This window comes from Amycolatopsis sp. NPDC051071 (assembly GCF_040682875.1).
Classification (GTDB): Bacteria; Actinomycetota; Actinomycetes; order Mycobacteriales; family Pseudonocardiaceae; genus Amycolatopsis.
The window spans coordinates 1-25406 of sequence record NZ_JBFBBY010000049.1 but is presented as its reverse complement, the minus strand read 5'-3'; the positions used below and the strand labels follow the sequence as shown (position 1 = coordinate 25406).

Genomic DNA, 25406 nt, shown 5'->3' with positions numbered 1-25406 from the left:
GTGAAGTTAACCAAAAATTATTCACCCGATGGAAGACGATAGCGGATGCCAGTCACACAGCGTGTATCCATGTGCTTTCACGCATATCAGCGGTGGTCACCCTCCGGTTCGCGTATACAGCGCCCCTCGCGGGTGGTGTAATCGACGGTGCCAGCACCGGAAGAGGGGGTTCGGACGGATCATGGAGGCTGATGCCCTCGCCGTGCCCGGAGCCGGAAATTCCGGCACACCGGCAAGCGCACCGCTCGGGAACGAGCCGGTCGGCGATCTCGGCCTCGCGGGCGACCATGCCGCCATCTGGTCGTACGACTTCGGGACCGAGACGTTGTCCTGGCTGCCGGGACTGGAGAACTTGCTGGGTGGAGCCGGCGCCACCGAGTCGGAGCTGGAAGCGAAGCTCGCCGATCTGGTCGCCCCGCTGACCTCCGGCACCCGCACTTCCCCGCCATGGCGCGAGTTCGAACTCGAGCAGTCGTTCCGGAACCCGGCAGGCGAGATCCGCTGGATCCGGTTGCGCGCCCGCACCATCGGTGACGAGAACGGTTCGTCGGGGCTGCTCGGGATGGCGACGGACGTGACCGACGTCCGCGAGAATCGGCAAGCCCTCGAAGACCTCACCGACCGTTACCGGCTTTTGGTGGAACTCAGCCCCGACGCGGTCTGTGTGCACGAAGCCGGCGTCGTCACGTACGTGAACCGGGCCGCACTGACGGCTCTCGGCGCGTCCTCGACCGCCGAGCTGATCGGGCGCCCGATCATGGACTTCGTGGCCGCCGAATCGCTCCCGGCGCTGCTGGACAGGATCGCGTCACTGCACCGGCAAGGCGCGTCGACCGAACCCGCCGACACCGTCATGCGCCGCCTCGACGGCGCGAGATACCTGGTCCAGAGCATCTCGGTGCGGACGACCTGGGAAGGCAGGCCCGCGTTCCAGGTCATCATGCGTGACATCAGCGCGCAGAAGGCCGCGGAAGCGACGTTGCGTTACCAGGCCGCGCTGATCAGCCATGTCAGTGACGCGATCATCGCGACCAGCGGCACCGGCATGGTGACCAGCTGGAACCCGGCCGCGGAGAACGTCTACGGCTGGACGGCCGCCGAGGCGATCGGCGGCACGGTGAGTGAGCTTGTCGGTGCCGCGCTCGACCCGGAAACGGTGCTGCGCAAGGGCGGAGTCCTGCGGACGACCCATCGCCACCGCAACGGCTCGACCTTGGCCATCCGCATCTCGGCCGCCGAGATGAACGACGGTTTCGTCCTGGTCTGCGCCGACGAAACAGCCCGGCGGCGCGCCGAGCAGCACTACAGCACGGTGGTGGCGTCACTCGACGAAGGCGTGGTCGTGATCGGCCCCGGCGGGCTCATCGAATCGGCCAACCCGGCCGCGTGCCGGATCATCGGCGTCGAGCACGACGACCTCATCGGCGTCCCGTGTGTGACGCTGGAGCTGTACGACGACCAGGGCCGTCTCCCGCCGGGACGCATGCCGTCGGTGGTGACCAGGCGCACCCGGATCACGCAGAACGGCGTCGTGCTGCGGTTGCGGCGAGGCGATGGCGACGACGTCTGGATCTCGCTGACGTCGCGGCTGCTGACGCCGGAAGATCCGTCGGCGCTGTCGGTGGTCGCCTCGTTCACCGACATCACCGAACGCCTCGCGATCGGCAGGCGCCTCGCCCACGAGGCGACACACGACCCGCTCACCGAACTCGCGAACCGGACACTGGTGCTGGACAGGCTCGCCGAGGCGTTGTCCGGCACGGGCCGCGCCGAGCTGACCACGGTGCTGTTCATCGACCTCGACAAGTTCAAGGTGATCAACGATTCCCTCGGGCATTCCGTCGGGGACAAGGTGCTCCGCATCGCCGGCGACCGGCTGCGCCGGGGAATCGGCGAGAACGACCTCGTCGGCAGGCTCGGCGGCGACGAATTCGTCGTCGTCACCGCGGAGATCACCGAACCGGCCGAGATCAAGGCGCTGGCCGAGCATCTGCGCGAGTCACTGACCGAGCCGATCACGGTCAACGGCAGGCAGCTGCACATCGACGCCAGCATCGGCATCGTCACCGCGGCCAACGACGACACCCGCACCGCCGAAGACCTGCTGCGGGACGCGGATGTCGCGATGTACCAAGCGAAAACGCTCGGCCGCGCACGCTACGAGTTCTTCGACGTCGAGCTGCGTGAGCGGATGCAGCGGCGGCTGCGCATGGAGCAGGACCTGCGCGACGCACTGCAGAACGGCGAACTCTGGGCGGCGTACCAGCCTGTCGTGGACATCGAGTCCGGTGAGATGGTCGCGGTGGAAGCCTTGCTGCGCTGGAAACATCCGGCGCACGGCACGATCTCGCCCGCCGAGTTCATCCCGCTCGCCGAGGAAAGCGACCTGATCAACCTGATCGGCAAGTACGTCCTGTGCACGACCACTCGCGAGATCGCCAAACGGCGCGAGCAACTCGGCATCGATCTGAACCTCAAGGTCAACCTTTCGGCGAGGCAGCTGGACGACCCGCATCTGGTGCCCATGGTGCAGGACGCGATGAAGACCACCGGGCTGCCACCGCACGCGCTGACCCTGGAGGTCACCGAGAGCGCGCTGATGCGGGACCAGGCCGCGGCCGCCGAAGTGCTGACTTCGTTGCGTGATCTCGGTGTCTCGCTGGCGATCGACGATTTCGGCACCGGCTATTCGTCGCTCGCGCAGTTGCAGCGGCTCCCGCTGGACACGCTCAAGATCGACCGTACGTTCGTCACCGGGATCGCGGAATCGCGTGACGCCGCCGCGATCGTCAAGAGCATCATCGCGATGGCGCACGCCGTCGATCTGGTCGTCGTCGCCGAGGGTGTCGAAGACGAAGAGCAACTTCGTGTATTGCGAGAGTTGCACTGTGACCAGGCGCAAGGCTTCCACCTTGGCCGCCCCGCGCCCCCGGACCAACTTTTCGGAGCCGCTGAATGAGTGTCGAGATCAAATCCGGCGAAGACCGCTACGACATCGTCGTGGACGGGAAACCCGCCGGATTCCTGGAAACCCGGACACGGCCGGACGCGATCCTGTTCCAGCACACCGAGATCTCGGACGACTTCTCCGGGCAGGGCTTGGCGGGCAAGCTGGTGACCGCCGCGCTCGACGACGTCCGGGCGCAAGGCAAGTCCGTCCTGCCTTACTGCCCGTACGTGCGCTCGTACATCGCGAAGCACCGCGAGTACGAAGACCTCGTCCCCGAGGACAAGCGCGCCGAGTTCGAACTCTGAGTCCTCAGCCGGGGTAGATCGTCAGCAGCTTCGCGAGCTCCTCCTCGGTCAGCACGACGTCCAGCTCACGCAGCGTCGCGTCCAGCCGCTCGGGCGCGATCGTGGTGGTCTCCTTGGTCCCGTCCGGGCGTTCGACGATGAACTCGTCGCCGATCAGCTTGCGGCTGAGCCCTTCCTCCAGTCGCATGATCACCAGCCGTCCGGTGAACGGCGAACGCGGATGCGTCGACGTGTAGTGGTGGTAGACCTCGTAATCGATCCGGTGCATCGGCGTGAGCGTGAAGGCGTGCAGGTCGGTCCAGCCGGCACCCTCCAGCTTCTGCAGACGCCACCAGCCGCCGTCGGCGACCAGCCGGTGCGGCCAGCCCGCCTGGTCGACCACGGCGCCGTCGACCAACGGCATCGGCACCAGCATCCCGGCGCCGAAACCGATGTCGACCAGGTGCTGGACGCCGTCGGCTTCCACCACGAGCGTCATATGCGTGTACGGCCCGTTCCTCTGCGGCTGCACACGCGCGACGAGCCTGCGCACGGGGTAGCCGAGCCGCTCGGCGGCCGCGGAGAACAGGCTGCCGTGCTCGTAGCAGTAGCCGCCGCGGTGCCGCCGGACGAGCTTGCCGATCACGTCGTCGAGCGCGATTCCCTTGTGCTGCTCCAAAACGACGTCAACGTTCTCGAACGGGATGGCCAGGATGTGCGCCTTCGCCAGCTCACGCAGCGCGGCGGCGGACGGCTTCGCACGCTCCTGGCTGATCCGGCCGATCCGGCCGAGGTAGGCATCGAGATCGAGGGTGTCGACGGTCCATTCGTCGACCTGCTCAGGTGCGAGTGTCATGAGCCGAGCCTGACACCTCCACCTGACTCGAGGTCAAGATTAGCCCGCCGCCTGAGTGATCGACTGCGCGGTCACCGTCCCGTCGCCTTCTATTGAGAGGTAAGGCGAATGTGGCGTGTCCTGAAGGCCCCCGTTGAGACGTTGAAGGTCTCAACGGGGGCCTTCAGGACAGCACGCTTCGACGCCGGGGAGCGGTGTTCCCGCCTGTCGCGAAAGCCCCTTTTGGTCACGACACTTTTGCCTTACGGATCGATAACCCGCCTTGACCTTGCCGACGTCGATCTCGGCGACCGAGGTGTCGACGACGAGTCGGTCATGTTCGTGATGGTGATGAACCCGCTGCTGCCGGCCGAGGGCGGCCGAAGACGTGGACTGCTGCGTGCTCCCGGAAGAGCCGCTGGACGACCGCTGCCCGACGGTGCCGCTGATCGCGGTGACCGTCCCGCGCCGGGGGCGACGAGGGTGGTGCCGTCGAGCGCCGTCTGCGCGTCCTGCACGTCGAGCTCGGCCTGGTCCAGTTTGGCCTGCCCCGAGGCGACACTGTTCCGCGTGCCCTGGGTGTTCTGCGTACTGCTCTGGCCGCTCTGGGCGGTGCTGGGGGCGGATTCCGCGGTGTCCAGGCTGTCCTGCGCGACCGAGAGGTTCGCCTTCGCGACCCGAAGCTGCTTCGCGGCCTATGCGCTCACGACGTCGCCGACCCCGCGCCGGCCGGCAGAACGATCAGCGCACCGTTGATCACCCAGGCTTTGAAGGGGCGAAATCGCTTCATGCGGCGGTAGTGCTGCCGCTGCTTAGCAATGGACTGTTGGTTTGCTGTGTACCGGCTGCGTATCGGCGCGGGCCTCGGCGCACAAAAAAGCCCCACCGGATTCGGTGGGGCTGTTTCGCGAAAGAGCGGTGGCCAGGGCCGGGGTCGAACCGGCGACCTTCCGCTTTTCAGGCGGACGCTCGTACCAACTGAGCTACCTGGCCGGGAACGCCGGCCTGGAGCCGAACGATCTTGCGACCCTGACGGGACTCGAACCCGCGACCTTCGCCGTGACAGGGCGACGCGCTAACCAACTGCGCCACAGGGCCTTGCATACTGCGTTTACTACTGTACTGCGTACTCCCAACGGGATTCGAACCCGCGTTGCCGCCTTGAAAGGGCGGAGTCCTAGGCCGCTGAACGATGGGAGCCCGTTCGGTTTCGGCGAACCGACCGACCGCGCTCTCAGGTTCCCCTGGGAGCGAAGATAACTATAGGACACGCCTGTTTTGGCGCCCGCACGGGGGCTCCTCTAGCCGATCACAGGGCTGGGACCTGCGAGAACGCGACCAAGTCAGGATACCAGGGCCGAAGCGGCATCGAGGGCGCCGAGACGCCGCCGAAGCTCGTCCCGCTCGTCCTCCGTCAGGCTGACGGCGAGCAGCTCGGCCACCCGTCGATCGGTGAGGTCTTCCGCCTGCCGCCACCGCTGCCGCAGCTCGCCCTTGGCCTCCGCCCTGGCGACCAGTTCGGCCGCGGCCTCCTCGGACCACGCGGTCCGCAGCAGCCGCCCACGCCCGCCCTCCGGATCCGCCACGACGGCCTCGGGCACCGTCAGTCCCACCGCGCGCAGGGCCGCGAAGTGGACGCCGCCGCGGAACTCGCGGAAGACCATGAGCGCGAACGCCAGTCGCTCGACATCGTTTTCCGGGCGTGCGGCGCGTTGCCATCCGGCGAACAACGCGAGACCACTCGCGTCCGCGGCGTCCACCAGACGGAAGAGCAGTTCCGCCAAGCGGCCGGGCTCTTCGGCGTCCGAAAGGTTGACGCGGGCCCACTTCGCCGATGACCGCGAGTAGGCACGGACCGCGGAGGCCGCGTCGAGGGCCGCCGTCGCGGGCGGGAGGACGAACTCGAAGAGCCAGTGCGGGAAGATCCCGAACAGCTCCGCGACGACCTTCGGCGGCGGGTCGCCCAGCACCGCCGAACGCCCTCGCAGGTACAGCGTCTTCGGCGCGAGTCCCACCTCCGCCTCGACCTCGGCGAGCTCCGGCGAGGTCATGAACCGCCCGCCCAGCACCTGCACCGTGCCCCGGATCTCCCGCGCCGGCCCGATCGTCGACTCGTCGGTCATCTCGTTCGCCACCTTCTCGCCAGTTGAATAATAACAGTGTTACACAACTGGTGGCCCCCACGTCAAGCGCAAAGAAAAGCCCGGTCGCGCGGTCAACACACCGCACAACCGGACTTCGCGAACAATGATCAGCGCTGAACGGGCGCCTGCCCGTCTTCATCCAGCGCCAGCCCCAGCATGTCGAGCAACTGGACACAGTCATCGACACCCAGCGCCCCATTGGCCACCGCGAGCCGGGCACGCCGCACTTGATCATCGGACACCCGCTGGCTGTCCCCTTGACCCGTGCGCTGTGCCGGCAGACCACCGGCCAACGTCGAACTTCCCCCATCGGCACCTTCGTACCGAAGGAGGAACTGTCGCACTTCCACAGACCCACCCATGGTTCCTCCAAACGGCCAACGAACAGCTTGGCCGCGAGGCTAACCAGAGCCGGCCGCGACACACAGCCCCCCGGAGAGTGAACCTGCCACCACGCTCCGCACAACGCAGAGCGATCACGCGAGCCTGGCACCACATGAACCACAGGCGAACCACGGCTGACCGGGCGACCGGAATTCTGCCCGCGCCCACTCGCCCTTCTCGCCGAACCGTGCAACAATCGATTTGCTGACACACCCCCGGTCAGCGCCTGTGGAGATCCCCTCCGACCCCCGCGTTCCTCCCCCTGGCGCGGGGGTCGCTCCGTGATTTGGGGGGCCACCCCCCAAACCCCCGGGATGCGGTCGGTGGCGGTTGGCGGCCTTGTAGCGGTCCATCAAGTGGCCATGGCTGTGGATAGTTCTCCATTACTCGCGTGGTTGCGTTTTGTGATCACGGAAGTGGGCGTTCTTCAGTGGATTGGGCCGTTCGGGGAAAAAGAATGGTGTGTCGTGGCTCACGGTGGTTGGTTTGCCGAGACCGAACCGTTACCGTGGTCCGGTGCCCCTTCCTTCCCTGAGTCGCCGCAACTCCACCCGCACGAACCTCAAGCCGGTCAACCCGGGTCGTCACCGCAACTCCTCCGCCAAGGAGGCCGAAGCGGTGGTCGAAGACACGGAGCTCACCAGCTACCTTCGTGCCCTCGCCCCGGACAACGACCCGGAAAGCACCGGCACCGGTAAGCGATTCGGTGAGGCGCAGGTGTTCCAGCTGCGCATGAACCTCATCGCGTGCGAACAACTCAAAGACGCCGCCCAGGAACGCAACCTGTCGCCGCAAGCCCTGGCGCAGGAATGGATCCTCGAGCGCCTCTCGTGGGAATCACAGGCCAACTCGGCCCAGCAGCGCCGCCACGAGGAAGCCCACACCGACGAGTTCCACTTCGACGCCGACGCGTTCGAACAGCCCGTCCCCCGCTGACCCCGTCACATCGGGAACGGAACAGCACAACCGAAGAAGTTTTCAGCACCATAGAAAAGCCCCCGGCGGGATTCGCCGGGGGCTTTTCTGATCAGTCTGAGCAACGCCGAAAGGGCGGACTCAGATCGCGCGGACCTTTTGGGCCTGCGGGCCCTTCTGGCCCTGACCGACCTCGAACTCCACTCGCTGATTCTCTTCAAGGGTGCGGAAACCGCGGCCCTCGATCTCCGAGTAGTGAACGAAGACGTCGCCCTCGCCGCCATCCTGCGCGATGAAGCCGAAGCCCTTCTCCGCGTTGAACCACTTCACAGTGCCTTGCGCCACCGCTGTACTCCTCGTTGCACATCCGCTTCGAGTGCCTCCGAAGCGACACCCAGACCGTCCCGGGCGGTTCCAACGAGTCGAGCGAAGAGCGCGTCACCGGCCCATGGCTCGCGTCAGAAGTTCCGCGAGTGTGAAGCCACGAACACGCAAAACGACGGCCTGTTGGCAGAGTACCGGGATCTGGCCATATTTGAAGCCCGTGATCGGACTCTGGGCATTCCCAAGTCCCAAGGTCACCGGAACGTCGTAGACCCGTCCGCTTTCTGTCGGACCCTCTCGCTAGCCTGTCGCCGCGCGCCGACCTCAGGTCAACGCCGGACACGGACCGAAGTCGGTCATGCCCCGATCGTGAACTATGATCCACCCGATTGTGACTCGCATCACTCTCTGTGGGGTCAACTTCAAGGGTGGTCCGGACGTCATGGTCGGTGTACACGGGGAGCAAAGGGGAAGCTTTGAGGTTCACTGAAACCGCCCGCCGCCGCGCGGCGATCGCGGCACTGGGGCTGGTGGCCGTTCTGACGCTGGGGGCGTGCAGCAGCGAGCCGACGGTGTCGGCGAGCGGCCCGGATGGCGGCGGCCCGATCAGCAGCGAGACCGGCGGACAGGCGGCCGCGCCCGCCAAACTGACCTACGAACCGGCGGCGGGCGCGCAGGACGTCGCGCCCGGGCAGCCGATCAAGGTCACCGTCGCCGACGGCACACTCGATCAGGTCGTGCTGACCAACCCGGACGGCAAGCAGGTCGCCGGGCAGCCGTCCGAGGACAAGAAGAGCTGGACGACCACCGAACAGCTCGGCTACGGCAAGAGCTACACGTGGTCCGGCAAGGCCACCGGCACCGACGGCAAACCCGCCGAGATCGGCGGCGCCTTCACCACGGTCAAGCCGCGCAAGCAGGTGGGCGCGAACATCAACGTGTTCGACGGGCAGACCTACGGCGTCGCGATGCCGATCACCTTGACGTTCCAGAACCCGGTCACCGACAAGGCCTCGGTCGAGAAGGCGCTCTCGGTCGAGACCACGCCGAAGACCGAGGGCTCCTGGGCCTGGGTCCACGACGACACTTCGGTGCACTGGCGGCCGAAGGCGTACTGGAAGCCCGGCACGACCGTGAAGTTCAACGCCAAGATCTACGGCGTCAAGATCGGCGAAGGCGTGTACGGCAAGGAAGACCGCTCCGCGAGCTTCACCATCGGCCGCGAGCAGATCGTCAAGGGCAACACCCAGACCCACCGTCTCCTGGTCATGCGTGACGGCCAGCAGATCGCGGACTACCCGGCCAGCTACGGCCTCGACGCCGACCCTGGCCGCGTCACCCCGAGCGGCACGCATGTGGTGATGTCCAAGCACGACACGTACTCGATGACCAACGAGCGCTACAACTACGAGAACATCGTCGTGCCGTCCGCGGTGCGGTTTTCCACGAACGGCGAGTTCATCCACGGGTACGGGCCGTCGATCTGGGCGCAGGGCAAGAAGAACATCTCGCACGGCTGCGTGAACCTGGCACCGGCGAACGCCAAGGCGTACATGGACGGCGCGCTCGTCGGGGACCCCGTCGAGATCGAGGGCAGCACCCAGAAGATCAACCGGGCGCGCGACTACAGCGACTGGACCTACGCCTGGGACGAGTGGATGAGGCTGTCCGCTATCGCGAGCTGAACGACTTCCGTGAATCCGGGCGGCCGGGAGACCTGCGGGTCTCCCGGCCGTTCGTGTCCGGAGGAGGACATGTCTTCCGGGAGCGCGTCAGCGCGCGGAAAAGTCGATGCAACCCCACGGCCGGCCGGGCGCATGTCTAACGGCAGAAGGCGCCGCGGCCCATGAGCGGCGCCCGGATCGAGGAGACTCTCTTGCGTACTCGTATCGTTCTTTCCCTTGGCGCGCTGCTGCTGGCGGGTGGCGCCGCCTTCGCGACCACGTCACTGGCGTCGGCCGACCAGAGCGCCCCCTCGCCGAGCGCGACGCAGGCGCCCGCTCCGGCGCCCACCACCACGAAGCCGGCGCCGGGTCAGCCCGGCAACGCCCCTGCCCCGCGCCCGACGGCCACGCCTGCCCAGAAGACCCCCTCCGCCCAGAAGCCGGGCGAGCACCGCGTGCCCAAGGCCGTCCCGGCCGGGCCGACCGGGGACCTGAACCTCCCGGCCATCGTCGAAGGAGCCGGAAGCTAGGTGTCGCTGAGCCGCTCGTCGAAGACCGGGACGGGCTCGCCGTGGGACGGCGAGTTCGCCCGGTACTTCGGCGAGCGCGCGCACGGCCTGCGGGCCACCGCGTACCTCCTGTGCGGCGACTGGCATCAGGCCGAGGACATCACCCAGGCCGCGCTCCTGAAGCTGTACCTGGTTTGGCCGAGGCTCTCCCGGCATGACGCGCTCGACGGCTACGTGCGCAAGATCGTGCTGCGGACGTTCCTCTCCGAGCACCGGCGTGTCTGGCGGAAACGGGAGAAGCTCACCGACGAGCCACCCGAACTTCCCGCCGAGACCGGCGGGACGGAACAGGAGATGCTGGTCAGGCACGCCCTGTCCGGTATCGCCCCGAGGCAGCGGGCCGTACTGGTCTTACGCTACTTCGAAGATCTCAGCGTCGAGGAGACGGCCTCGGCGCTGGGCTGCAGCACCGGGAACGTGAAGAGTCAGGGTGCGCGAGGTCTGGCGACCCTGCGTAAGCGGCTCGGACCCCATTTCAGTGAATTGGCCTTGAGCGGAGCGCACGGCGATGGGAGGTGAGGAGATGGACGAGGACATCAAGGGCGTGCTTTCGCACGGCGTGAACGGTCCCCCGCTGGGTATCCGGGCGGCGGACATCATCGAGCGTGGTGGCCGGATCCGGCGACGACGCAAGCGGCTCGCGGTGGCGGGTAGTTCGCTGGCGACGGTCGCGGTGATCGTGCTCGGCGCGGTCGCCGTCGGCGGTCGCGGCGGCGAGGGATCCGCGCCGGTGCGACCGGCGGAGCCGGGGCTGTCGACCGTCTCCCCCGCCCCTGTTCCCGGCCCGCCCGCCCCCTCCGAGGTGACTCCACGGCCTGAGGCCACCACCCGGAAGGCAGCACCGCCCGGCCCCGTGTCGACCCCGGAGCCGAGCCAGTCACGTCCGGGAACCAAGGGCAGGGAGCCGGGCCGCACGACCCCGCCGCGCGCACCCACGGCGACCAGCGCGCCGAGCACGCCGCCGGTCGAGGCCACGACCAGCTGAGCTGTCCGGATCATCCGGATTCCGAGGACTCACCCAAAGTAATCGGAAATTTCCCGACTCCGGGTTCACCTGGTGGTCCGTCACCGTTTCGGGGGAACGCCGCTCGCGCGATCGATTCAAAGCGCTGAACTCGGACGTTTGAACCCCTACGGTCGAGGGAACAAACCCTCGACGATGGGTAAGTAAACGGGTGGGTCGGGAGGTCAAACCCATGGCCGAAGAGGCGCTGAGTGCGGCGCGTCAGGAAAAAGGGGAACCAGCGGAAGCCCCGCCTGAGCAGATCAGAAAGGCCGTCGCCGGAGCGGCGATGGGTAACTGCATCGAGTGGTACGACTTCGGCGTTTTCGGCTTCATGCCGGCGATCCTGGGGCAAGTCTTCTTCAACGCTTCAAGCACGTCAGAAGGTGCTCTGGCCACCTTCGCGGTCCTCGCGATCACGTTCATCGTGCGGCCGTTCGGCAGCTTCGTGTTCGGTCCCCTCGGTGACAAGATCGGGCGCCAGAAGGTGCTCGCGCTGACGATCATCCTGATGTCCGGGTCGACGTTCGTGATCGGGCTGCTGCCCTCCTACGCGACGATCGGACCGGCCGCGGCCGTCCTCCTGATCCTGTTGCGGACCATCCAAGGCTTCTCGGCGGGTGGTGAGTACGGCGGCGCGGCGACGTTCATCGCCGAGTACGCGCCTGCCCGGCGCCGGGGTTTCTGGGGCAGCTGGCTGGAGTTCGGCACGCTCGTCGGGTTCGCGATGGGCGCCGGCTTCGTCACGATCTTCACCGTGGTCCTCGGCGACGACGCCATGCGTGACTGGGGCTGGCGGCTGCCGTTCCTGATCGCCGGTCCGCTCGGCATCGTCGGTCTCTACCTGCGGAACAAGCTGGAGGACACCCCGCTGTTCCAGGAGATCGAGAAGAAGAACCAGGTCGAGAAGTCGCCGCTGCGCGCGCTGCTCAAGAAGCACTGGACGTCGATCCTGCACCTGATCGGCATCGTGGTGATGCTGAACGTCGCCGACTACATCGTGATCACGTATCTCGAGACCTATCTCAAGGACGTGGTCGGCTTCAGCGGGCACACACCGTTGCTGATCATCCTGGCGACCATCGGGTTGATGCTGATCTTGATCGTGCCGGTCGGCATGCTGTCCGACCGCATCGGGCGAAAACCCATCCTGATCACTTGTTGTGCGAGCTTCCTGGTGTTGCCGATCCCGGCGTTCTCCTTGATGGGCGCGGCCGCGGACGACCAGAACGCCTGGCAGCTCATGCTCGGCCTGGTGATGATCGCGGTGCCGCTGGTGCTGATCCTCGCCGTGCTCGCGGCCACGCTGCCGGCGATGTTCCCGACGCAGGAGCGCTACAGCGGTTTCTCCATCGGCTACAGCGTTTCCACCGCGGCGTTCGGTGGCACGGCGTCGTACGTCATCGGCAGCCTGGTGACCTCGACCGGCGACAACCTGTGGCCCGCGTACTACCTGATGGGCGCGGCGGCGATCGCGGCCATCCCGATCCTGCTGCTGCCGGAGACGGCCGGGGTGTCGCTGCGCGGCATCGTGAACTCGCGGATCGCGCGGCGTCGCAAGGCGGAACCGATCACTCCCGGCGACGCCTCGGAGCTACCGGCGAGTTAACGTCTGTCCATGAGCCGTATCTCGCAGCCGTGGCCGCCGGTCGAAGTCGAACCGGCGACCGTCCACCCGAAAGCCCCGCAGCCGGGCAGCAATCTCGGCATCCACTTCGGTGAGTGTTTCGGATGCGGCGACGAGATCGAGGCCGGGCTCCACCTGCACTCCACGGTGGGCGAAGGGACGACGGTGTACTCGAAGTTCACCGTCACCTCCGCCCACCAGGGTGCGCCCGGCCTCGCCCACGGCGGCCTGCTGGCCTGCGCGTTCGACGAGGCGCTCGGCGCGACCGTCGGCAACCTGCTGCGGCGGCCCGCCGTCACCGGGAAGCTGGAGACGGACTTCCTGCGGCCGGTCCCTGTCGGCTCGACGCTCTACATCGCGACGAAACTGGACGGTGTCGCCGGCCGGAAGATCTACGTGAGCGCCGACGGGCGCCTCGACGCCGAAGACGGCCCTGTCGCGGTGCGTGCGCGGGCGTTGTTCGTGCGGGTCGAGTTCGAGCACTTCAGCACCCACGGGGATCCCGAGGCACTGCAGAAGCTCGCCGCCGCGCACGAAAAGGCCAAGCGCGAACGCGAATGGGACATCAACCCCTGAGCAATTCGTCCTCTGGTTGCGGTAGTTCGTAGGCCGAACTACCGCAACCAGAGGACGAAACGCGGGGTCAGGTGAGGGTGCGGGGTCGGATCGCATTCGCTTTGTCGACGAGTTCGACGCGCTGGTCGACTGTCCCGGCCAAGCGGGCAAGGGTCCGGTAGCAGCGCTCCAGGCCGAACCGCAGGTCCCGCTCCTCCAGTGCACAGCCCAGCACCTTCACGCCCGGCGTCGCCCGGTTTTGCGAGTTGAGCCAGCCGTGCGCCGCTTCGAGGACCTCCGCCGACAGACGCGTCCGGCGTTCGGCGTCGAGCTGCAGGCGCTCGAGCCGCGCCGACGCGTCGACGAGGTCGCGCTCGGAAACCGGAACCGGATCCTTGCCGCCGCCGTTGATCCTGGTCTTGATCTTGATCGCGGCCACCTGCGCGGCGACGTAGTGCGTGGACGACGCCGGGACGGCCTCCAGCACCTCGATCGCGCTGGCGCGGGCGCCTTGGGCGAGGTAGACGCGAGCGAGCCCGAAGGCGGCGCTGACGTAGGACCGGTCCGTTCGCCACACCAGCTCGTAGTAACGCGCGGCCCCGAAGTAGTCCCCGACGCCCTCCGCGCTGACAGCGAGGGCCAGCTTCGGCGCGATCTCGCCGGGAAGGTCGTCGTACACCGCTTCGAACGCGACGTGCGCGACGCGGGACCGGCCACCGGCGAGCTCGATCAGGCCGCGGTACCAGTCGATCCGCCAGTCGTGCGGGAAACCGGCCTTGATGGCGAGGTACTGCGCGGCCTGCAGTTGCCGCTGCGCCTCGACCAGCTCACCGAGTTCGATCCTGGCGCGGACGATGCGCAGCCGGACCTCGATCGACTCGCGGGGTGCGCCCGCCAGCGCCTCGATCGCGCCACCGGGGTCGAGTGCGACGGTCGACGCCAGCATGCCCGCCGCCGGGTCGTCCGTGTCGACCTGCGGGATCGGCAGGCCCGAGACCACCTCGCCCGGATCCGGCAGCGGCACACTCCCGCCGTGCTCCGGGACGACCAGGTCGACGCCGAAGGTGCGGGTCTCCGGGCCGAACACGGTCGAGGCGCCCGGCCGCGGTTTTCCGGTACCCAGCGCCATGATCTCGCGCAGCACGCCGGTCAGCTGGTCGCCCATCTCCTCGGCGGCGATGAACCGGCGGTCCGGGTCGGTATGCGTCGCGCGCCTCAGGAACCGGTAGTACGAACCGAAGAGCGCGAACAGCGGGACGACGTCCGGGCCGGGCAAGGTCGCCTTGTACTTGCTGGTGTAGCCCGAGAACTCGAAGCTGAGGACGGCGAGCGTGCGGCCGACGGTGTACAGGTCGGACGCCACCGAGGCGCCGTGGGTCGCCAGTTCCGGCGCGCTGTACCCGGTGGTGAAGAACAGCGGGCTCTCGTAGTCGTCGATGCGGCGGACCGCGCCGAGATCGATCAGCTTGAGCTGTTCATGCGTCTGGATGACGTTGTCGGGTTTGAGGTCGCAGTAGAGCAGGTTCTGGCTGTGCAGGTAGCCCATGGCGGGCAGGATTTCGAGCCCGTAGGCGATCACCTGGCCGATCGGCAGCGGCTCCGGGCGCTTCGTCTCGCGGTGGTGCGCGAGCGCGAGCTGTCGCAGAGATTGGCCGCCGACGTACTCCATGACGATGTAGCCGACGGAGGTGCCGGACTCGCCGTCCGGATGCTGGACGAAGTTGTGGATCTTGACGATGTTCGGATGCTCGACCTCGGCGAGGAACCGCTGCTCGTTGGCGGCGGCCGCCATCGCGGTGGCGTCACCGGTGTCGATCAAGCCCTTGAGGACGACCCAGCGGTCGCTGACGTTGTGGTCCTGCGCCAGGTAGATCCAGCCGAGCCCGCCGTACGCGAGCGCGCCGAGCACCTCGTACTGGCCGCCGACGATCTCGTTCGGCCGCAGCTTCGGGACGAAGGAGAACGGATTCCCGCACTTCTCGCATTTGCCTTCCGGCGAGCCGGGTTCGCCGTCCTTGCCACGGCCGACCTTGGCACCGCAGTTGCCGCAGAAACGCTTGTCCTCCGACACCATCGGGTTGTCGAGGACCGCGGACGCCGGGTCGCGGTACGGCACCTGGGGGACGTCGACGAGTCCGGCGCCGAGGCGGCCGCGGCGCGAGGTGCGCGACGACGTCCGGCGCGCGGTGCCGGGGAACGATCCCGTTCCGGTGCCGGTACCCCGGCTGCCCGATCCGGTGCCGGTGCCCGTGCCGCTGCCGGTTCCCCGGCTTTCGCCGGCACGCTCGGGGAGGACGCTTTCGGTGCCCGGGTCCGGCAGCGGCCCGTGACCGTGGTCGACGCGGGGCGCGGGCGGCATGATGCTCTGCGTCTCGGGGGTGGGCGAGGAAAGCACGCTGGTCGGCTGCGGCGCGTCGGCCGGGGCCTGCCACTCGGGGCGGACGACCTGGGTCCGCGGGCTCACCGGGGCCATGTCTCCCGGCGGGCGCGTCGGGTCCTCAGCGCCGGGGATCGGCCGCTGCTGACCGCGCGGCGGCGTCGGGGGACGCTGCACGGGCGCGTGATAAACGGTGCGCTCGGCGTTGTCCTCCGGCTTCGCCCGTGGTGGTTCGCCGAGGTCGAGCCTGCCGGAAATGGACGGTTCCGGCGTTTCCCAGCGAACCGGCGCCGGTGGCGTCCACGAGGCGGACTCCGCCTCGTGGTCCGGCGTGGTGTCATCCGGTGCTGCGTGCCGAGGACGGCGCGGCTCCTCCGACACTGGTACCTCCCGAAATCCCCGCGACGACGTCCCCTCCGAGTCTAGGCCTGGGAGTGCGGCTCTTCCGTTGAGGGCGGCGCAGGACACTAGTGATGAGCAGGCACGTCGTGCCCGCGCCGGGCCGGACCCGCTACGGTGCGGAAGAGAACCGATTCAGCAGGTGATGAGGGGGAGGTCTTCGGTGCCTGCGTCATTTTCGATGTCGATGGCCCAGCTCGACGTCGTACTCGAGGAACTCGGGCTCGGCAGATTCGTGCTGCCCTTCGAAATCCCGACCGCCGGAACCACGATCACCGAACGCGAGCGGCACCGCGAGGAGATCTGGACCGGACTCGCCGACCACGGCTTCGCACGCGGACGTGAACTCCTGCGGGACTACGAGGAGACACTCCGGCTCTGGGCCACCGCGGATTTCGTCGTCACCTTGGAAGCACACGAAGTCGAACAGAACGCCGAATACCTGTATCGAGGCGTCTGGGACCGCCGTTCGGGTGTCGTGAGCCAGCAGCGCGGCTTCGACATCCTCTTCGAGGCGGTCTACCCCGAACAGGTGGTCACCGCCCTCCTCGACAACCTTCCGTCACTGCAGCCGTTCCCCGGACGGGTGATGACGTCCAGCACCCTTCCACCCGCCAAACGGCCGGACGACCCGTTCAACGAGGACCCCGGCAACCTGCGCCTCGGCGCGGCAGGCCGGTTCTTCGAACACCCGCTGGCACGGCTCGGCACGATCGGCATCACCCTGCGCGACGACCGAGGCAAACCGCAGCAGAAGAGCATCCAGTGGTTCGACAGCGTCCAAGGCCGCTTCATGCTGGCCACCGACCACTTCCCCGACGGCGAAATCCGCCGCACCTTCACCCCCACGAACGGCTCCCACCTGGCACGATGGATCCACGACCTGGTCGAAGCCGCCCGCGTCGGCAGTGCGTGATCCTCACCGGAACCGGGCCGCCGACGCCCTTTCCGCTGATATCGTGACCTGACGAACGCGACGAGTAACCGGCACTTTGGCACAGGGGTGAGACCATGGGAGACGGCACCGGCGGGCCGCCGGGAAACTTCTCGGAGATCTTGGGCGCTTTCTCTTCGCAAGCCGACGCGATGGTGAAGGCCGCGAAGAATGGCGAATTCAAGGTCAGCGAAGAGGCCGGAGAGGCCCTGAAGCGAGCGATCGACGACTACGTCTTCGACTGGAACAGCAACAAACGCTGGTTCCAACGCCTCGCGGAAAAGCCGAAGCTGGGCACCGGTCCGTACGCCCAGCAGATCGGGGACCACGCGGTCCTTGTCGCGGACGGTGACGACCTGTCCGCGAAGAAACAACTGGACATGTTGAGAGATGTCGTCCTACGAGCCAAAGAAGCCATCGACCTCGCGAAGACCAAGTACATCCAGCAGGACACGGATGGCGCGGACAACTTCAAGAACTTGAAACAGGGCTGACCAACTCCAATGAAATTCAACCTCCGTCACCTGGCCATGCCGGTAGTGGCCGCCACGCTGATCGCCGCAACCGCTTGTTCGTCCGAAAAACCGGGAATAGCCACTCCCGCACCAAAATCGCCCGGCCCATCGACGACGGCTTCGGCCGGTTCTGACCCCGCGAACGTCTTCGGCGATCTGAAAGCCTGCGACTTGCTTGAACCGACGACATCCGCCAAGGGGTTCGACCCTCCCAAGGTGGAGACGTACGAAAGCGACAACGGATGCGGGACGGCGAAACGTGGTTACGCCTCAACGAGCATCTACCTCGTTTCCGGAGCGGGCATCGACAAGCTGTCCGCCGGTCAGGGCACCAAGGTTCCAGCCAAGGTGAACGGGCGGGAAGCGGTCGAAATACCGGGTGACGCGGGAACAGCTGCCTGCACGGTCGCTGTGGCCGTCGGCCCCGGCGCGCGAATGACAGCGTCGACGACCCTGGAACAGACAGGGAGCAACGAAGACGCGTGTGCCCTGTCCAGGGAAATCGCAACTGCCGCTGAGCCGAAACTGCCAAGAGGAAACTGACCTCGGAACGGGGAGGGACCATGGTCAACGTCGGACAAGACGACTTCAACAGCACTTTCTCGGCTTCGGGTAAAGCGAACCGCGACTACGAAGGCAAGCGCTACTCCGACACATACAACGAGACCAACGCCGGCCCCGGCGGGAACTCCCTTACCGCGAAGCTGACGGCAGAGGCGAAGGCGGGCCAGTATTCCGGCGAACAGGCCGCCGCCCTCACCCAGGGTCAGCAGTTCCGCACCGGCCTCAATCCGTCCGATCAGCGCTATGAAGCCGTCCCTCACGGCGATCTGAAGAACATGGTCACGCAGGACCTCGACGCACAGGACATCGACGCCAAGGGTGAGCTCTGGAACAACCAGGGCAACTCCCTGAACACCTTCAGCAACACCGTACGCGCCGCGATAAGCAAAGAGGGCGAGCACTGGCAGGGAGATGGCGCAGGGGCGGTCACCAGTTTCTTCTCCAACATCAGCAAATGGGCCGACACCGCGGGCGACGGCGCGTATCTGGCCTCCAATCGCTTCTCCCAGACGGCGGCCGCGGCGACGACGGCCAAGAACTCCATGCCCGAAGAGGTCCCCTTCGACCGCAACGCCGAGTACCAGAACGCCATGCGGCAGTTCGCCTCGGGGAATTTCGCGGGGGCGGTGGACACGGTCGGCAACATCTCGGCCAAGCAGGAGCAGTCGTTTCAGGCGCATCAGCAGGCCGCGCAGGTGATGCACACTTACGACCAGTCACTCTTCGACGTCAATTCCCAGCAGCCGACCTTCGCCCCGCCGCCGGAAATGGGCGATTCGACGACGGCGTCCGGGTTCACCGGCGGGGAGGTCAAGGGGTTCAGTGGCGGACCGGGGTCCGGGCCGGGTACTGGTCCCGGGTCCGGGCCGGGGATGCCTGGGCCGGGCAATCCTGGCGGGCCCGCGCCAGGGCCGGGGCCGGGGATCACCACCGGCGGCGGGCATACCGGCGCTCCGGGGCCGGGCGGCGGCCAGTTCAACGGGCCGGCGGGGTCGTTCAGGGGCGGACCGAATCCGGGGCTCGCCGCGTTGAACGGGCCTGGGCCCACCGGGCTCGGGCGGCTCGGCAGCGAGCAGTACCGCGGCAAGCCCGGCCGGACGCCGAGCGGGCCGGGTGGCAGTGCGGCGAGCAGGCTCACCGGTGGCGGTGGCGGCGGGTTCGGCCGCAACGGCGGGTCGGGCAACGTCGCCGAGCGGCTCGCGGGCGGCAAGGTTTCGGCCGGTGAGGCCGAGCGGCTCGCGGGCAAGGGTGGCGGGTCCGGATCGGGCAAGCTGCCCGAGGAGCGCATCACCCGGGGTGGCGCGGCCGCCGCGGGCAAGAGCGGCGGCTCCGGCGGGATGGGCGGCGGCGCTCCCGGCGGCAAGGGGCAGAAGGAAGAGGACAAGGAAAAGAAGGCCCCGAACTACCTGCAGGAAGAGGACGCCGACGTCTTGTTCGGCGGTTACGACGGCGACATGAAGCCCGTGCCGCCGGTGATCGGCGAGAAGGGCCCCTGACCGAGAACGGGCCGTTCAGAACTTCCTGAACGGCCCGTTCCCTATTTGTACTGGGGTGACGGCGGTGTCCCGCCGTCCAGCTTGTTCCCGATCCACTTCGCGTAGCTCTCCTGCCACGCGCCGCCGCGCACGTTCTCCAGCACGGCGTTCACGAAACGCACCATGTCGTCCTGGTCCTTCGGGACACCGATGCCGTAATTCTCCTCGGTGAACCGGTCCCCGACGATTTTCAACGTCGGGTCCTGCGCGAGCATCCCGGCGAGGATGACGTCGTCGGTCGAAACGGCCTCGACCTGTTTCTGTTGCAGCATCACCAGGCAGTCGGACCAGTTGTCCACCGAAACCGGCACCGGCTTCGAGGGATCCGACGCGATCTTCGTCAACGACGTCGACGTCTTGGTCGCGCATACGCGTTTGCCGCCGAGGTCCGAAAGCTGGGCGATCTTCGAACCCGCGTCGACCAGGATCCGTTGCCCCGCCTGATAATACGCCGTGGAGAAGGCGACCTTCTTGAGACGGCCGCAGGTGATGCTGTAGGTCCGCACCACGATGTCGACCTGCTTTTGTTCGAGCACGTCTTCCCGCAGCTTCGACGGGATCGCCCGGAACTGCACGCGGCCTTCGGCACTGCCGAACAACGCCTTCGCGATCTGGTTGACCATGTCGATGTCGAAGCCTTCGAGCTGGCCCGACGTCGGATTCCGGAAACCGAACAGGAACGTCGTCTGGTCGACGCCGGCGATCAGTTTGCCCTTTTCCTTGATCTTCGCCATCGTCGAGCCACTGGCGATCGACACGCCGTTGGTCGGCCGCAGGCTGGCCAACGGGTTGCAGCTCGTGTCGGCCGTTCCGCCGCCGGCCGCCGAGTCGGCACCGCCGACGTTCGCGGGCTGCGGTGGGGCCACCTTGCCCACCGGCGCCGGGTCGACCGGCGCCCCCGCCCCACCACAGGCCGTCGCCAGCACCAAGACGGCGCCGAGCACGGCCGCTCGCAGACCGTTCCGCATCACCGGTACTCCCTCAGCCGTTCACGGATTCCCAACGCGGCACCCGCCGCCGCGATCAGCGCCAGCACCGCGATCCCCGGCGCGAGCAGGGTCAGCGCGCGTTCGGCGCCGCGGGTGTCGTCGAGGAATTCCTGCCGTCCCACGTTGATCGCGGCCACCAGGTTCTCGTCGAGCCGCAGGAACGCCCCGGCCGCACCGTTCTTCTTGTCGTCGCGGATCGCGGTGTCGACGGCGTCCTGATAGCTGCCGTCGTCGTCCTGGCGCCGCACTTCACCGTGTGCCTTGAACCATTCCGACGCCGCCTGGATCGCCGCGTCCACCTTGCCCGCGGCCGCGCCACCCGCCGCGAGGCCGCGAGCCTCACCCAGCAGGCCGCCTTGGCCGTCGGTCCCGCCGAGTTGCGCGGCGAGGTCGCCGAAGTCCTTCTCGTAGGCCGCGCCGTCGCCGCGAGCGACGAGCGTCAGTGTTTCGTCGGCCCGTGCCTGCAGTGCCGCGATCCGGGCGCGCACGAGGACGTCCACCTGGTGCGAGCCGTCTTCCTCGCCGCTGCCGACGAGGCTGCCCTGCACGACCAGCGAGACCGCGCCCCACAGCAGGGCCACCACGACCGACACGGACGCGACGACGAGCCCGACGTTGAGCAGCCGGTTGGTCTTCTTCGTCAAATGCACTTGCGTGACGATCAGCGCTGCGAGCAGCGCGAGCAGCAAAGCCGTTGCCAGCCAAGGGAAACCGGTCGCGTCGTCCTGTTCGGCGGCGAGCCGGTCGGTGTCGATGCGGTAGAGATCCTGTGCCGCGGGAAGGATTTTCGCCCGCATCAGCTCCGACGCCTCGCGCAGATACGAGGCACCGACGGGATAACCCTGACGGTTGTAGGTCCGCGCGGTCTCGATCAGTCCCGTGTAGACAGGGATCTCCCGGCCGAGGATGTTGATCTGCTCGGCCGCCTCGTCGACGCCGGAAGAGTCCGACGCCGCCTTCGCCAGCGCCGCACCTGCTTCCGCGACGTCACGCTCGTACCGCTCGCGCATCGGGAGCGGCTCGGCGCCGATCGACAGGAACGAACTGGCCGCGGTCGCGTCGGCGTCCGAAAGCGCTCGGTAGACCTGCTGCGCGGCGGCGGCGAGGGGTTCGCGGTGATCGATCAGGCCGTTGATCGTGTCCTTCTTGTCCTGCGCGGCCAGCGTGCCGAACAGGCCGGCGACCAGCGACAGCAGGACGAGCCCGATCGCGATCACCGACAGTCTGCCCGGGGTGGTCGCCGCGGACCGGACGATCGCGCGGACCCCGTTCCCCGGCAATTCGAGCAGCCCCGCGATCCCGCCGCGGCCCTCGGGCGCGGGGGGCGGCACGGGTGCGGCGGGGCCCCCTGGCGGCCCTTGCCGGGTCACAGTGGTCGTCATCGCCGATCCTCCCCATTGGCTCTACCCGCAAGAAGGTATCCGAGTCGGGATCAGCGCAGCCAGTGACACCGGCGTGTGTCATCGGCACGTGATCTGCCGCGTGGGTCAGAGCCCCTTTTCGAGGGCGTAGCGCACAGCTTCCGCACGATTGCGCACACTGATCTTGGCGAAGGCGTGGTTGATGTGGCTTTTCACGGTGGACTCGCCGATGAACAGTTCGGCGGCGATTTCCGGATTCGACAGCCCCCGCGAAATGAGGCCGAGCACTTCGGCTTCCCGCGTGGTGAGGCCGTCCGGCAACTCCACCTTGGCCCGGCCCGTCGTTCTCGCGTCGAGCGCGGCGACCAGCCTGTCGGACACTTCGGCGGCGAAGAGCGCGTGCCCGTTGGCGGCGGAGCGGACGGCCGCGCCGATCTCCGCGCGGCCGGCGTCCTTGGTCAGGTAGCCCCGTGCCCCCGCACGCAGGGCGTCGGCGATCGAAGTGTCGTCGGCATAGGTCGTCAGGATCACGACGGCCACGTCCGGGTGATCCCGTTTCAGCAGCCTGGTGGTGACCACCCCGTCCAGCACCGGCATGCGCAGATCCATCAGCACGACGTCGGCCGCCTGACCGGCGAGGAGATCCAGCGCCTGCCGCCCGTCTCCCGCGGATCCGACGACCTCGACGCCGTCGACCAGTCCGAGCAGGGCGACCAGCCCTTCGCGCATGACCTGCTGGTCATCGACGACGACCACCCGGATCACGCCCGCACCACCGCTTCCACCGTCCACTGCCCCTCTCCCGGCCCCGCGGTCAGCGTCCCACCGGTGAGGGCGAGCCGCTCCCTCATCCCGGTGAGACCGAAACCACCGGCGTCCTCCGACCGGACGGTATCGCCGAGGTCGTTGCGCACCAGCAAGCAGACCTCCGTTCGGGTGAAGGCCAGCAGGAGCGACACCGGCAGGCCGGACGCGTGCTTGCCGGCGTTGGTCAACGCCTCCCGCGCGACGCCCACCAGCGAGACCACCGCGGCGGACGGCAGCGGCCGCTGCTCTCCCGACACCTCGAAGGCCACCCCGCAGTGATGCGATTCCGTCAGCCGCCGCAACGCTTCGGCCAGCGGTGGGACGTCACTGCGCAACGCCGCGACGGCGCCGCGGGCCTCGGAAAGCCCATCGGCCGCGAGTCTCCTGGACAGCCGGATCCTGCCGAGCGCTCCGTCCACATCGGACTTCTCGGCCAGCAGCGCCTCCGCGAGTTCCAAATGAACCCCCAAGGCTCCCAAGGAATGCGCGAGGACGTCGTGGATCTCCCTGGCGATGCGGGTGCGCTCGTCGAGCGCGGCGGCCCGCGCGTGTTCGCTCTGCGCCAGTTTGGTCTGCTCCAGCAACGCGGCCGCCTGCACCGCCTGGACTTCGTACTGCCGCCGGTTCAGCCCGAGCAGCATCAGCCCGAGCAGTACCCCGACATTGCCGAACACCAGTGGCGCGGAAGCACCCGCGACCAGGCCGGTGGCCGCCGCGAGGCTCGCATCGAGCCCCACCACCCCCAGGATGGCGGCCACCGACGGTTCGGTCAGGGTGGCGAACCGGCTGACCGTGACCACCGCCAGCACGATGGCGGAGGAATCCTCCGCCCAGCCGAGCGCGATGGACGGCGCGACGCTCCCGATCGCGAGCAACACCGTCGCCACCCGGGGAAAACGCGGGGAGGCCGCCACGAAACCAAACCAGCAGGCCCCACAGACGCCGTAGGCAGCCCAGATCCACGCACTGGACTCCCTGGCGGTGAGCAGTACCACCAGTACCACCGCCGTGCCGAGGAGCTGGACGACCAGCCAGCTCGGCGCGATCGTGTCCGGCAGCAGCGGCCGTTCCCGTTTCCCCATGTCCCCCCTCAGTGGTTGGTTCAGTGATCGCTCAGCCGCGTGATCATCTCCACCAGGATCAGCCGGTAGGCCAGGAAGCCCAGCAGCACGACGACACCTACCACGACCAGGCCCACCAGGCCTTTGACGTTCATTTTTCCCATGCGTCGAACGTTAGGCAGCCCGAGGGGTGGAGCGGGACCGTCGCCGGGTCGATCCGGGGGTGGAGGTTCAGGCACGCACGGCGGGCGCGACGGAGTGCGGGAGGACGTCGCCGCCGCCGGTCGGCCGCTCGACGACGACCTCGACGTCGTCGGCGAACCGGTACGGCCTGCCCAGCAGGATCCCGCCGAAATGCCGCCTCATCCTGGACATCTCCGCCCGCACGGTGACGGTGCGCCCGGCGTCGCCGAAGAGATCGAGCGAGAGCTCCGACGCCGACCTGCCCTCCCGGTAGAGTGCGAGCACGTACAGCATCTCCGCGTGCCGCGGGCTCAGCCGATGCGACCAGGTGCCCGCCGCGCCCGCGACCGTCAGCATGCTCTCCCGTGGCGACCGCAGGCCGAGGACGACGCGGGTGGGTGGCGCGTCGTCCGTTTCGGTGAGCCGGACGAGCCAGCCACCCGGCACGGGCTCCAGCAGACAGTTCCCGTAGGTGGGCAGCCAGGTCCGGCCGGCGGTCGCGTCGTTCGGCAGCGCGATGCGGCCGACCGGGACGAGACCTGCCGACGCCGCGATCCAGCCGTGCGGGTCGGCGATCACCGCGCGGCCCTTCACCTTGGCGAGCAGGGGCGATGCCAGCCCGCGCAGCCGGTCGAGTTCGGAGAGATGCGTGGTCCGCAGCTGCGCTTCGGCGAGTTTGGCGACCGCGTCGACCAGAGCCAGTGTCGTCGGATGGACAGTCGATGCCGGGCCGGAGAGGTCGACGACGCCGAGCAGCCTGCCGTCCCTCGGGTCGTGCAGCGGGGCGGCGGCACAGGTCCAGTCGTGCTGGTTACGGACGTAATGCTCGGCGGAGTAGACCTGGACCGGATGCCTGGTGACCAGCGCGGTCCCGATGGCGTTGGTACCGGCGGCGTTCTCGTGCCAGTCGACACCCTCGACGAACCCGAGCCCGTCGGCGCGGCGGCGGACGGCGGTGCTTCCGTCGCGCCAGAGGACGCGGCCGTCGGCGTCGACGACGGCCATGATGTGCGCGGCCTGCTCGGCGAGGGTGATCAGGCCGCCGCGCAGTGCGGGCAGGACGGCGGCAAGGCCGCTGTCCCTGCGACGGGCCTCAAGTTGTCCGGGGGCGAGCATGGGTACCGGGGCGCCGCGGTCCGGGTCGAGACCGAGGCGGCGCATCCGCTGCCACGACGCGCCGATGACCGCACGCGGGTGACTCGGGAGCGCGCGCCCGGCGAGGGCGGCTTCGTGCACCCTGGCGAGGATGCGTGCGTGCCGCCGCGGATCCGCGCCGACCGGCAACGCCGCCTCCAGCTGCACCTGGCCCACTCCTTTGGTCCGTTTCGGCCAGTGTGCCCGGCCGGAACGGCGTGCGGAAGGTCTCTGTGACCTGGGCGCTAGGGCGTGTCTGACAAATCTGGTCGATGGGGTTCGCGACCAGATTT

Annotated in this window: 25 protein-coding genes and 3 tRNA genes; 14 read left to right on the top strand and 14 right to left on the bottom strand. The window is 68.0% G+C overall.

All coding sequences use genetic code 11. The features are described from left to right. Positions 1-181 precede the first annotated feature (181 nt). Complete coding sequence (locus AB0M65_RS17975; protein WP_364028519.1) at positions 182-2959, top strand: EAL domain-containing protein; 2778 nt, start codon at positions 182-184, stop codon at positions 2957-2959. Beyond that, entirely contained in the window at positions 2956-3255 is a 300-nt protein-coding gene (locus AB0M65_RS17970; protein WP_364028517.1) for a GNAT family N-acetyltransferase, read from the top strand. Before AB0M65_RS17975 ends, AB0M65_RS17970 begins: the two co-directional genes overlap by 4 nt. A 4-nt stretch (positions 3256-3259) precedes the next feature. Here AB0M65_RS17970 and AB0M65_RS17965 read toward each other — a convergent pair whose 3' ends face one another. Further along, positions 3260-4090, bottom strand: a complete 831-nt coding sequence (locus AB0M65_RS17965) for an arylamine N-acetyltransferase (RefSeq protein ID WP_364028515.1) — start codon at positions 4088-4090, stop codon at positions 3260-3262. Positions 4091-4405: 315 nt separating this feature from the next. Here AB0M65_RS17965 and AB0M65_RS17960 point away from each other — a divergent pair, with 315 nt between their 5' ends. Next, entirely contained in the window at positions 4406-4825 is a 420-nt protein-coding gene (locus AB0M65_RS17960) for a hypothetical protein (protein ID WP_364028513.1), read from the top strand. 163 nt (positions 4826-4988) lie between these two features. Here AB0M65_RS17960 and AB0M65_RS17955 read toward each other — a convergent pair. The 5 genes from AB0M65_RS17955 to AB0M65_RS17935 all read right to left on the bottom strand — a co-directional run bounded on the left by AB0M65_RS17955 (position 4989) and on the right by AB0M65_RS17935 (position 6575). Further along, positions 4989-5062: transfer RNA gene (locus AB0M65_RS17955), tRNA-Phe, on the bottom strand. A gap of 31 nt (positions 5063-5093) precedes the next feature. Further along, positions 5094-5167 (bottom strand) — tRNA-Asp (locus AB0M65_RS17950). A gap of 29 nt (positions 5168-5196) precedes the next feature. Continuing rightward, positions 5197-5269, bottom strand: a tRNA-Glu gene (locus AB0M65_RS17945). Positions 5270-5412: 143 nt separating this feature from the next. Then, positions 5413-6192: a hypothetical protein gene (locus AB0M65_RS17940; RefSeq protein WP_364028511.1), complete on the bottom strand. Its 780-nt coding sequence runs from the start codon at positions 6190-6192 to the stop codon at positions 5413-5415. Positions 6193-6320: 128 nt separating this feature from the next. Next, a complete protein-coding gene (locus AB0M65_RS17935; protein WP_364028509.1) occupies positions 6321-6575 on the bottom strand; it encodes a hypothetical protein in 255 nt (84 codons plus the stop codon). A 538-nt stretch (positions 6576-7113) separates the two neighbouring features. Here AB0M65_RS17935 and AB0M65_RS17930 point away from each other — a divergent pair. Continuing rightward, complete coding sequence (locus tag AB0M65_RS17930) at positions 7114-7533, top strand: hypothetical protein (protein ID WP_364028507.1); 420 nt, start codon at positions 7114-7116, stop codon at positions 7531-7533. 120 nt (positions 7534-7653) lie between these two features. Here AB0M65_RS17930 and AB0M65_RS17925 read toward each other — a convergent pair whose 3' ends face one another. Further along, positions 7654-7857, bottom strand: a complete 204-nt coding sequence (locus AB0M65_RS17925; protein WP_003097368.1) for a cold-shock protein — start codon at positions 7855-7857, stop codon at positions 7654-7656. A 455-nt stretch (positions 7858-8312) separates the two neighbouring features. On the opposite strand from AB0M65_RS17925, the gene AB0M65_RS17920 reads away from it, so the two are divergent. The 6 genes from AB0M65_RS17920 (at position 8313) to AB0M65_RS17895 (ending at position 13275) form a co-directional block, all read left to right on the top strand. Continuing rightward, positions 8313-9521, top strand: coding sequence for an Ig-like domain-containing protein (locus AB0M65_RS17920; RefSeq protein WP_364028505.1), 1209 nt, complete (start codon positions 8313-8315; stop codon positions 9519-9521). 161 nt (positions 9522-9682) lie between these two features. Continuing rightward, positions 9683-10030 (top strand): hypothetical protein, encoded by a 348-nt coding sequence (locus tag AB0M65_RS17915; RefSeq protein WP_364028503.1) that lies wholly within the window; start codon positions 9683-9685, stop codon positions 10028-10030. Further along, positions 10031-10588, top strand: a complete 558-nt coding sequence (locus AB0M65_RS17910) for a SigE family RNA polymerase sigma factor (protein WP_364028501.1) — start codon at positions 10031-10033, stop codon at positions 10586-10588. Positions 10589-10592: 4 nt separating this feature from the next. Beyond that, positions 10593-11054, top strand: coding sequence for a hypothetical protein (locus AB0M65_RS17905; protein ID WP_364028499.1), 462 nt, complete (start codon positions 10593-10595; stop codon positions 11052-11054). 211 nt (positions 11055-11265) lie between these two features. Then, a complete protein-coding gene (locus AB0M65_RS17900) occupies positions 11266-12681 on the top strand; it encodes an MFS transporter (RefSeq protein ID WP_364028497.1) in 1416 nt (471 codons plus the stop codon). A gap of 9 nt (positions 12682-12690) precedes the next feature. Continuing rightward, a complete protein-coding gene (locus AB0M65_RS17895; RefSeq protein ID WP_364028495.1) occupies positions 12691-13275 on the top strand; it encodes a PaaI family thioesterase in 585 nt (194 codons plus the stop codon). A gap of 67 nt (positions 13276-13342) precedes the next feature. Here AB0M65_RS17895 and AB0M65_RS17890 read toward each other — a convergent pair whose 3' ends face one another. Then, complete coding sequence (locus AB0M65_RS17890; protein ID WP_364028493.1) at positions 13343-16012, bottom strand: tetratricopeptide repeat protein; 2670 nt, start codon at positions 16010-16012, stop codon at positions 13343-13345. A gap of 181 nt (positions 16013-16193) precedes the next feature. On the opposite strand from AB0M65_RS17890, the gene AB0M65_RS17885 reads away from it, so the two are divergent. The 4 genes from AB0M65_RS17885 (at position 16194) to AB0M65_RS17870 (ending at position 19539) form a co-directional block, all read left to right on the top strand. Beyond that, positions 16194-16946 (top strand): ESX secretion-associated protein EspG, encoded by a 753-nt coding sequence (locus tag AB0M65_RS17885; RefSeq protein ID WP_364028491.1) that lies wholly within the window; start codon positions 16194-16196, stop codon positions 16944-16946. Positions 16947-17041: 95 nt separating this feature from the next. Further along, positions 17042-17458, top strand: a complete 417-nt coding sequence (locus AB0M65_RS17880; RefSeq protein ID WP_364028489.1) for a hypothetical protein — start codon at positions 17042-17044, stop codon at positions 17456-17458. 9 nt (positions 17459-17467) lie between these two features. Further along, on the top strand, positions 17468-18022 hold the full coding sequence (locus AB0M65_RS17875; protein ID WP_364028487.1) for a DUF3558 family protein: 555 nt from the start codon (positions 17468-17470) through the stop codon (positions 18020-18022). Between the two features lie 20 nt (positions 18023-18042). Further along, the gene (locus tag AB0M65_RS17870) at positions 18043-19539 is read left to right on the top strand and encodes a hypothetical protein (RefSeq protein ID WP_364028485.1); all 1497 of its coding nucleotides are present in this window, start codon (positions 18043-18045) and stop codon (positions 19537-19539) included. A 41-nt stretch (positions 19540-19580) separates the two neighbouring features. Here AB0M65_RS17870 and AB0M65_RS17865 read toward each other — a convergent pair whose 3' ends face one another. From AB0M65_RS17865 to AB0M65_RS17840, 6 genes are all read right to left on the bottom strand, one after another. Beyond that, positions 19581-20546: a glutamate ABC transporter substrate-binding protein gene (locus AB0M65_RS17865; RefSeq protein WP_364028483.1), complete on the bottom strand. Its 966-nt coding sequence runs from the start codon at positions 20544-20546 to the stop codon at positions 19581-19583. Next, positions 20546-21949, bottom strand: coding sequence for a hypothetical protein (locus AB0M65_RS17860; RefSeq protein ID WP_364028481.1), 1404 nt, complete (start codon positions 21947-21949; stop codon positions 20546-20548). The genes AB0M65_RS17865 and AB0M65_RS17860 overlap by 1 nt, the downstream gene beginning before the upstream one ends. Positions 21950-22054: 105 nt before the next feature. Further along, positions 22055-22693 (bottom strand): response regulator transcription factor, encoded by a 639-nt coding sequence (locus tag AB0M65_RS17855; RefSeq protein ID WP_364028571.1) that lies wholly within the window; start codon positions 22691-22693, stop codon positions 22055-22057. Continuing rightward, positions 22690-23817 carry a histidine kinase gene (locus AB0M65_RS17850; RefSeq protein ID WP_364028479.1) on the bottom strand — a complete coding sequence of 376 codons (1128 nt, stop codon included), beginning with the start codon at positions 23815-23817 and terminating at the stop codon, positions 22690-22692. Before AB0M65_RS17850 ends, AB0M65_RS17855 begins: the two co-directional genes overlap by 4 nt. A 20-nt stretch (positions 23818-23837) precedes the next feature. Next, positions 23838-23960 (bottom strand): hypothetical protein, encoded by a 123-nt coding sequence (locus tag AB0M65_RS17845; protein ID WP_364028477.1) that lies wholly within the window; start codon positions 23958-23960, stop codon positions 23838-23840. 67 nt (positions 23961-24027) lie between these two features. After that, positions 24028-25290, bottom strand: a complete 1263-nt coding sequence (locus tag AB0M65_RS17840; RefSeq protein ID WP_364028475.1) for a GAF domain-containing protein — start codon at positions 25288-25290, stop codon at positions 24028-24030. Between the last annotated feature and the right edge of the window lie 116 nt (positions 25291-25406).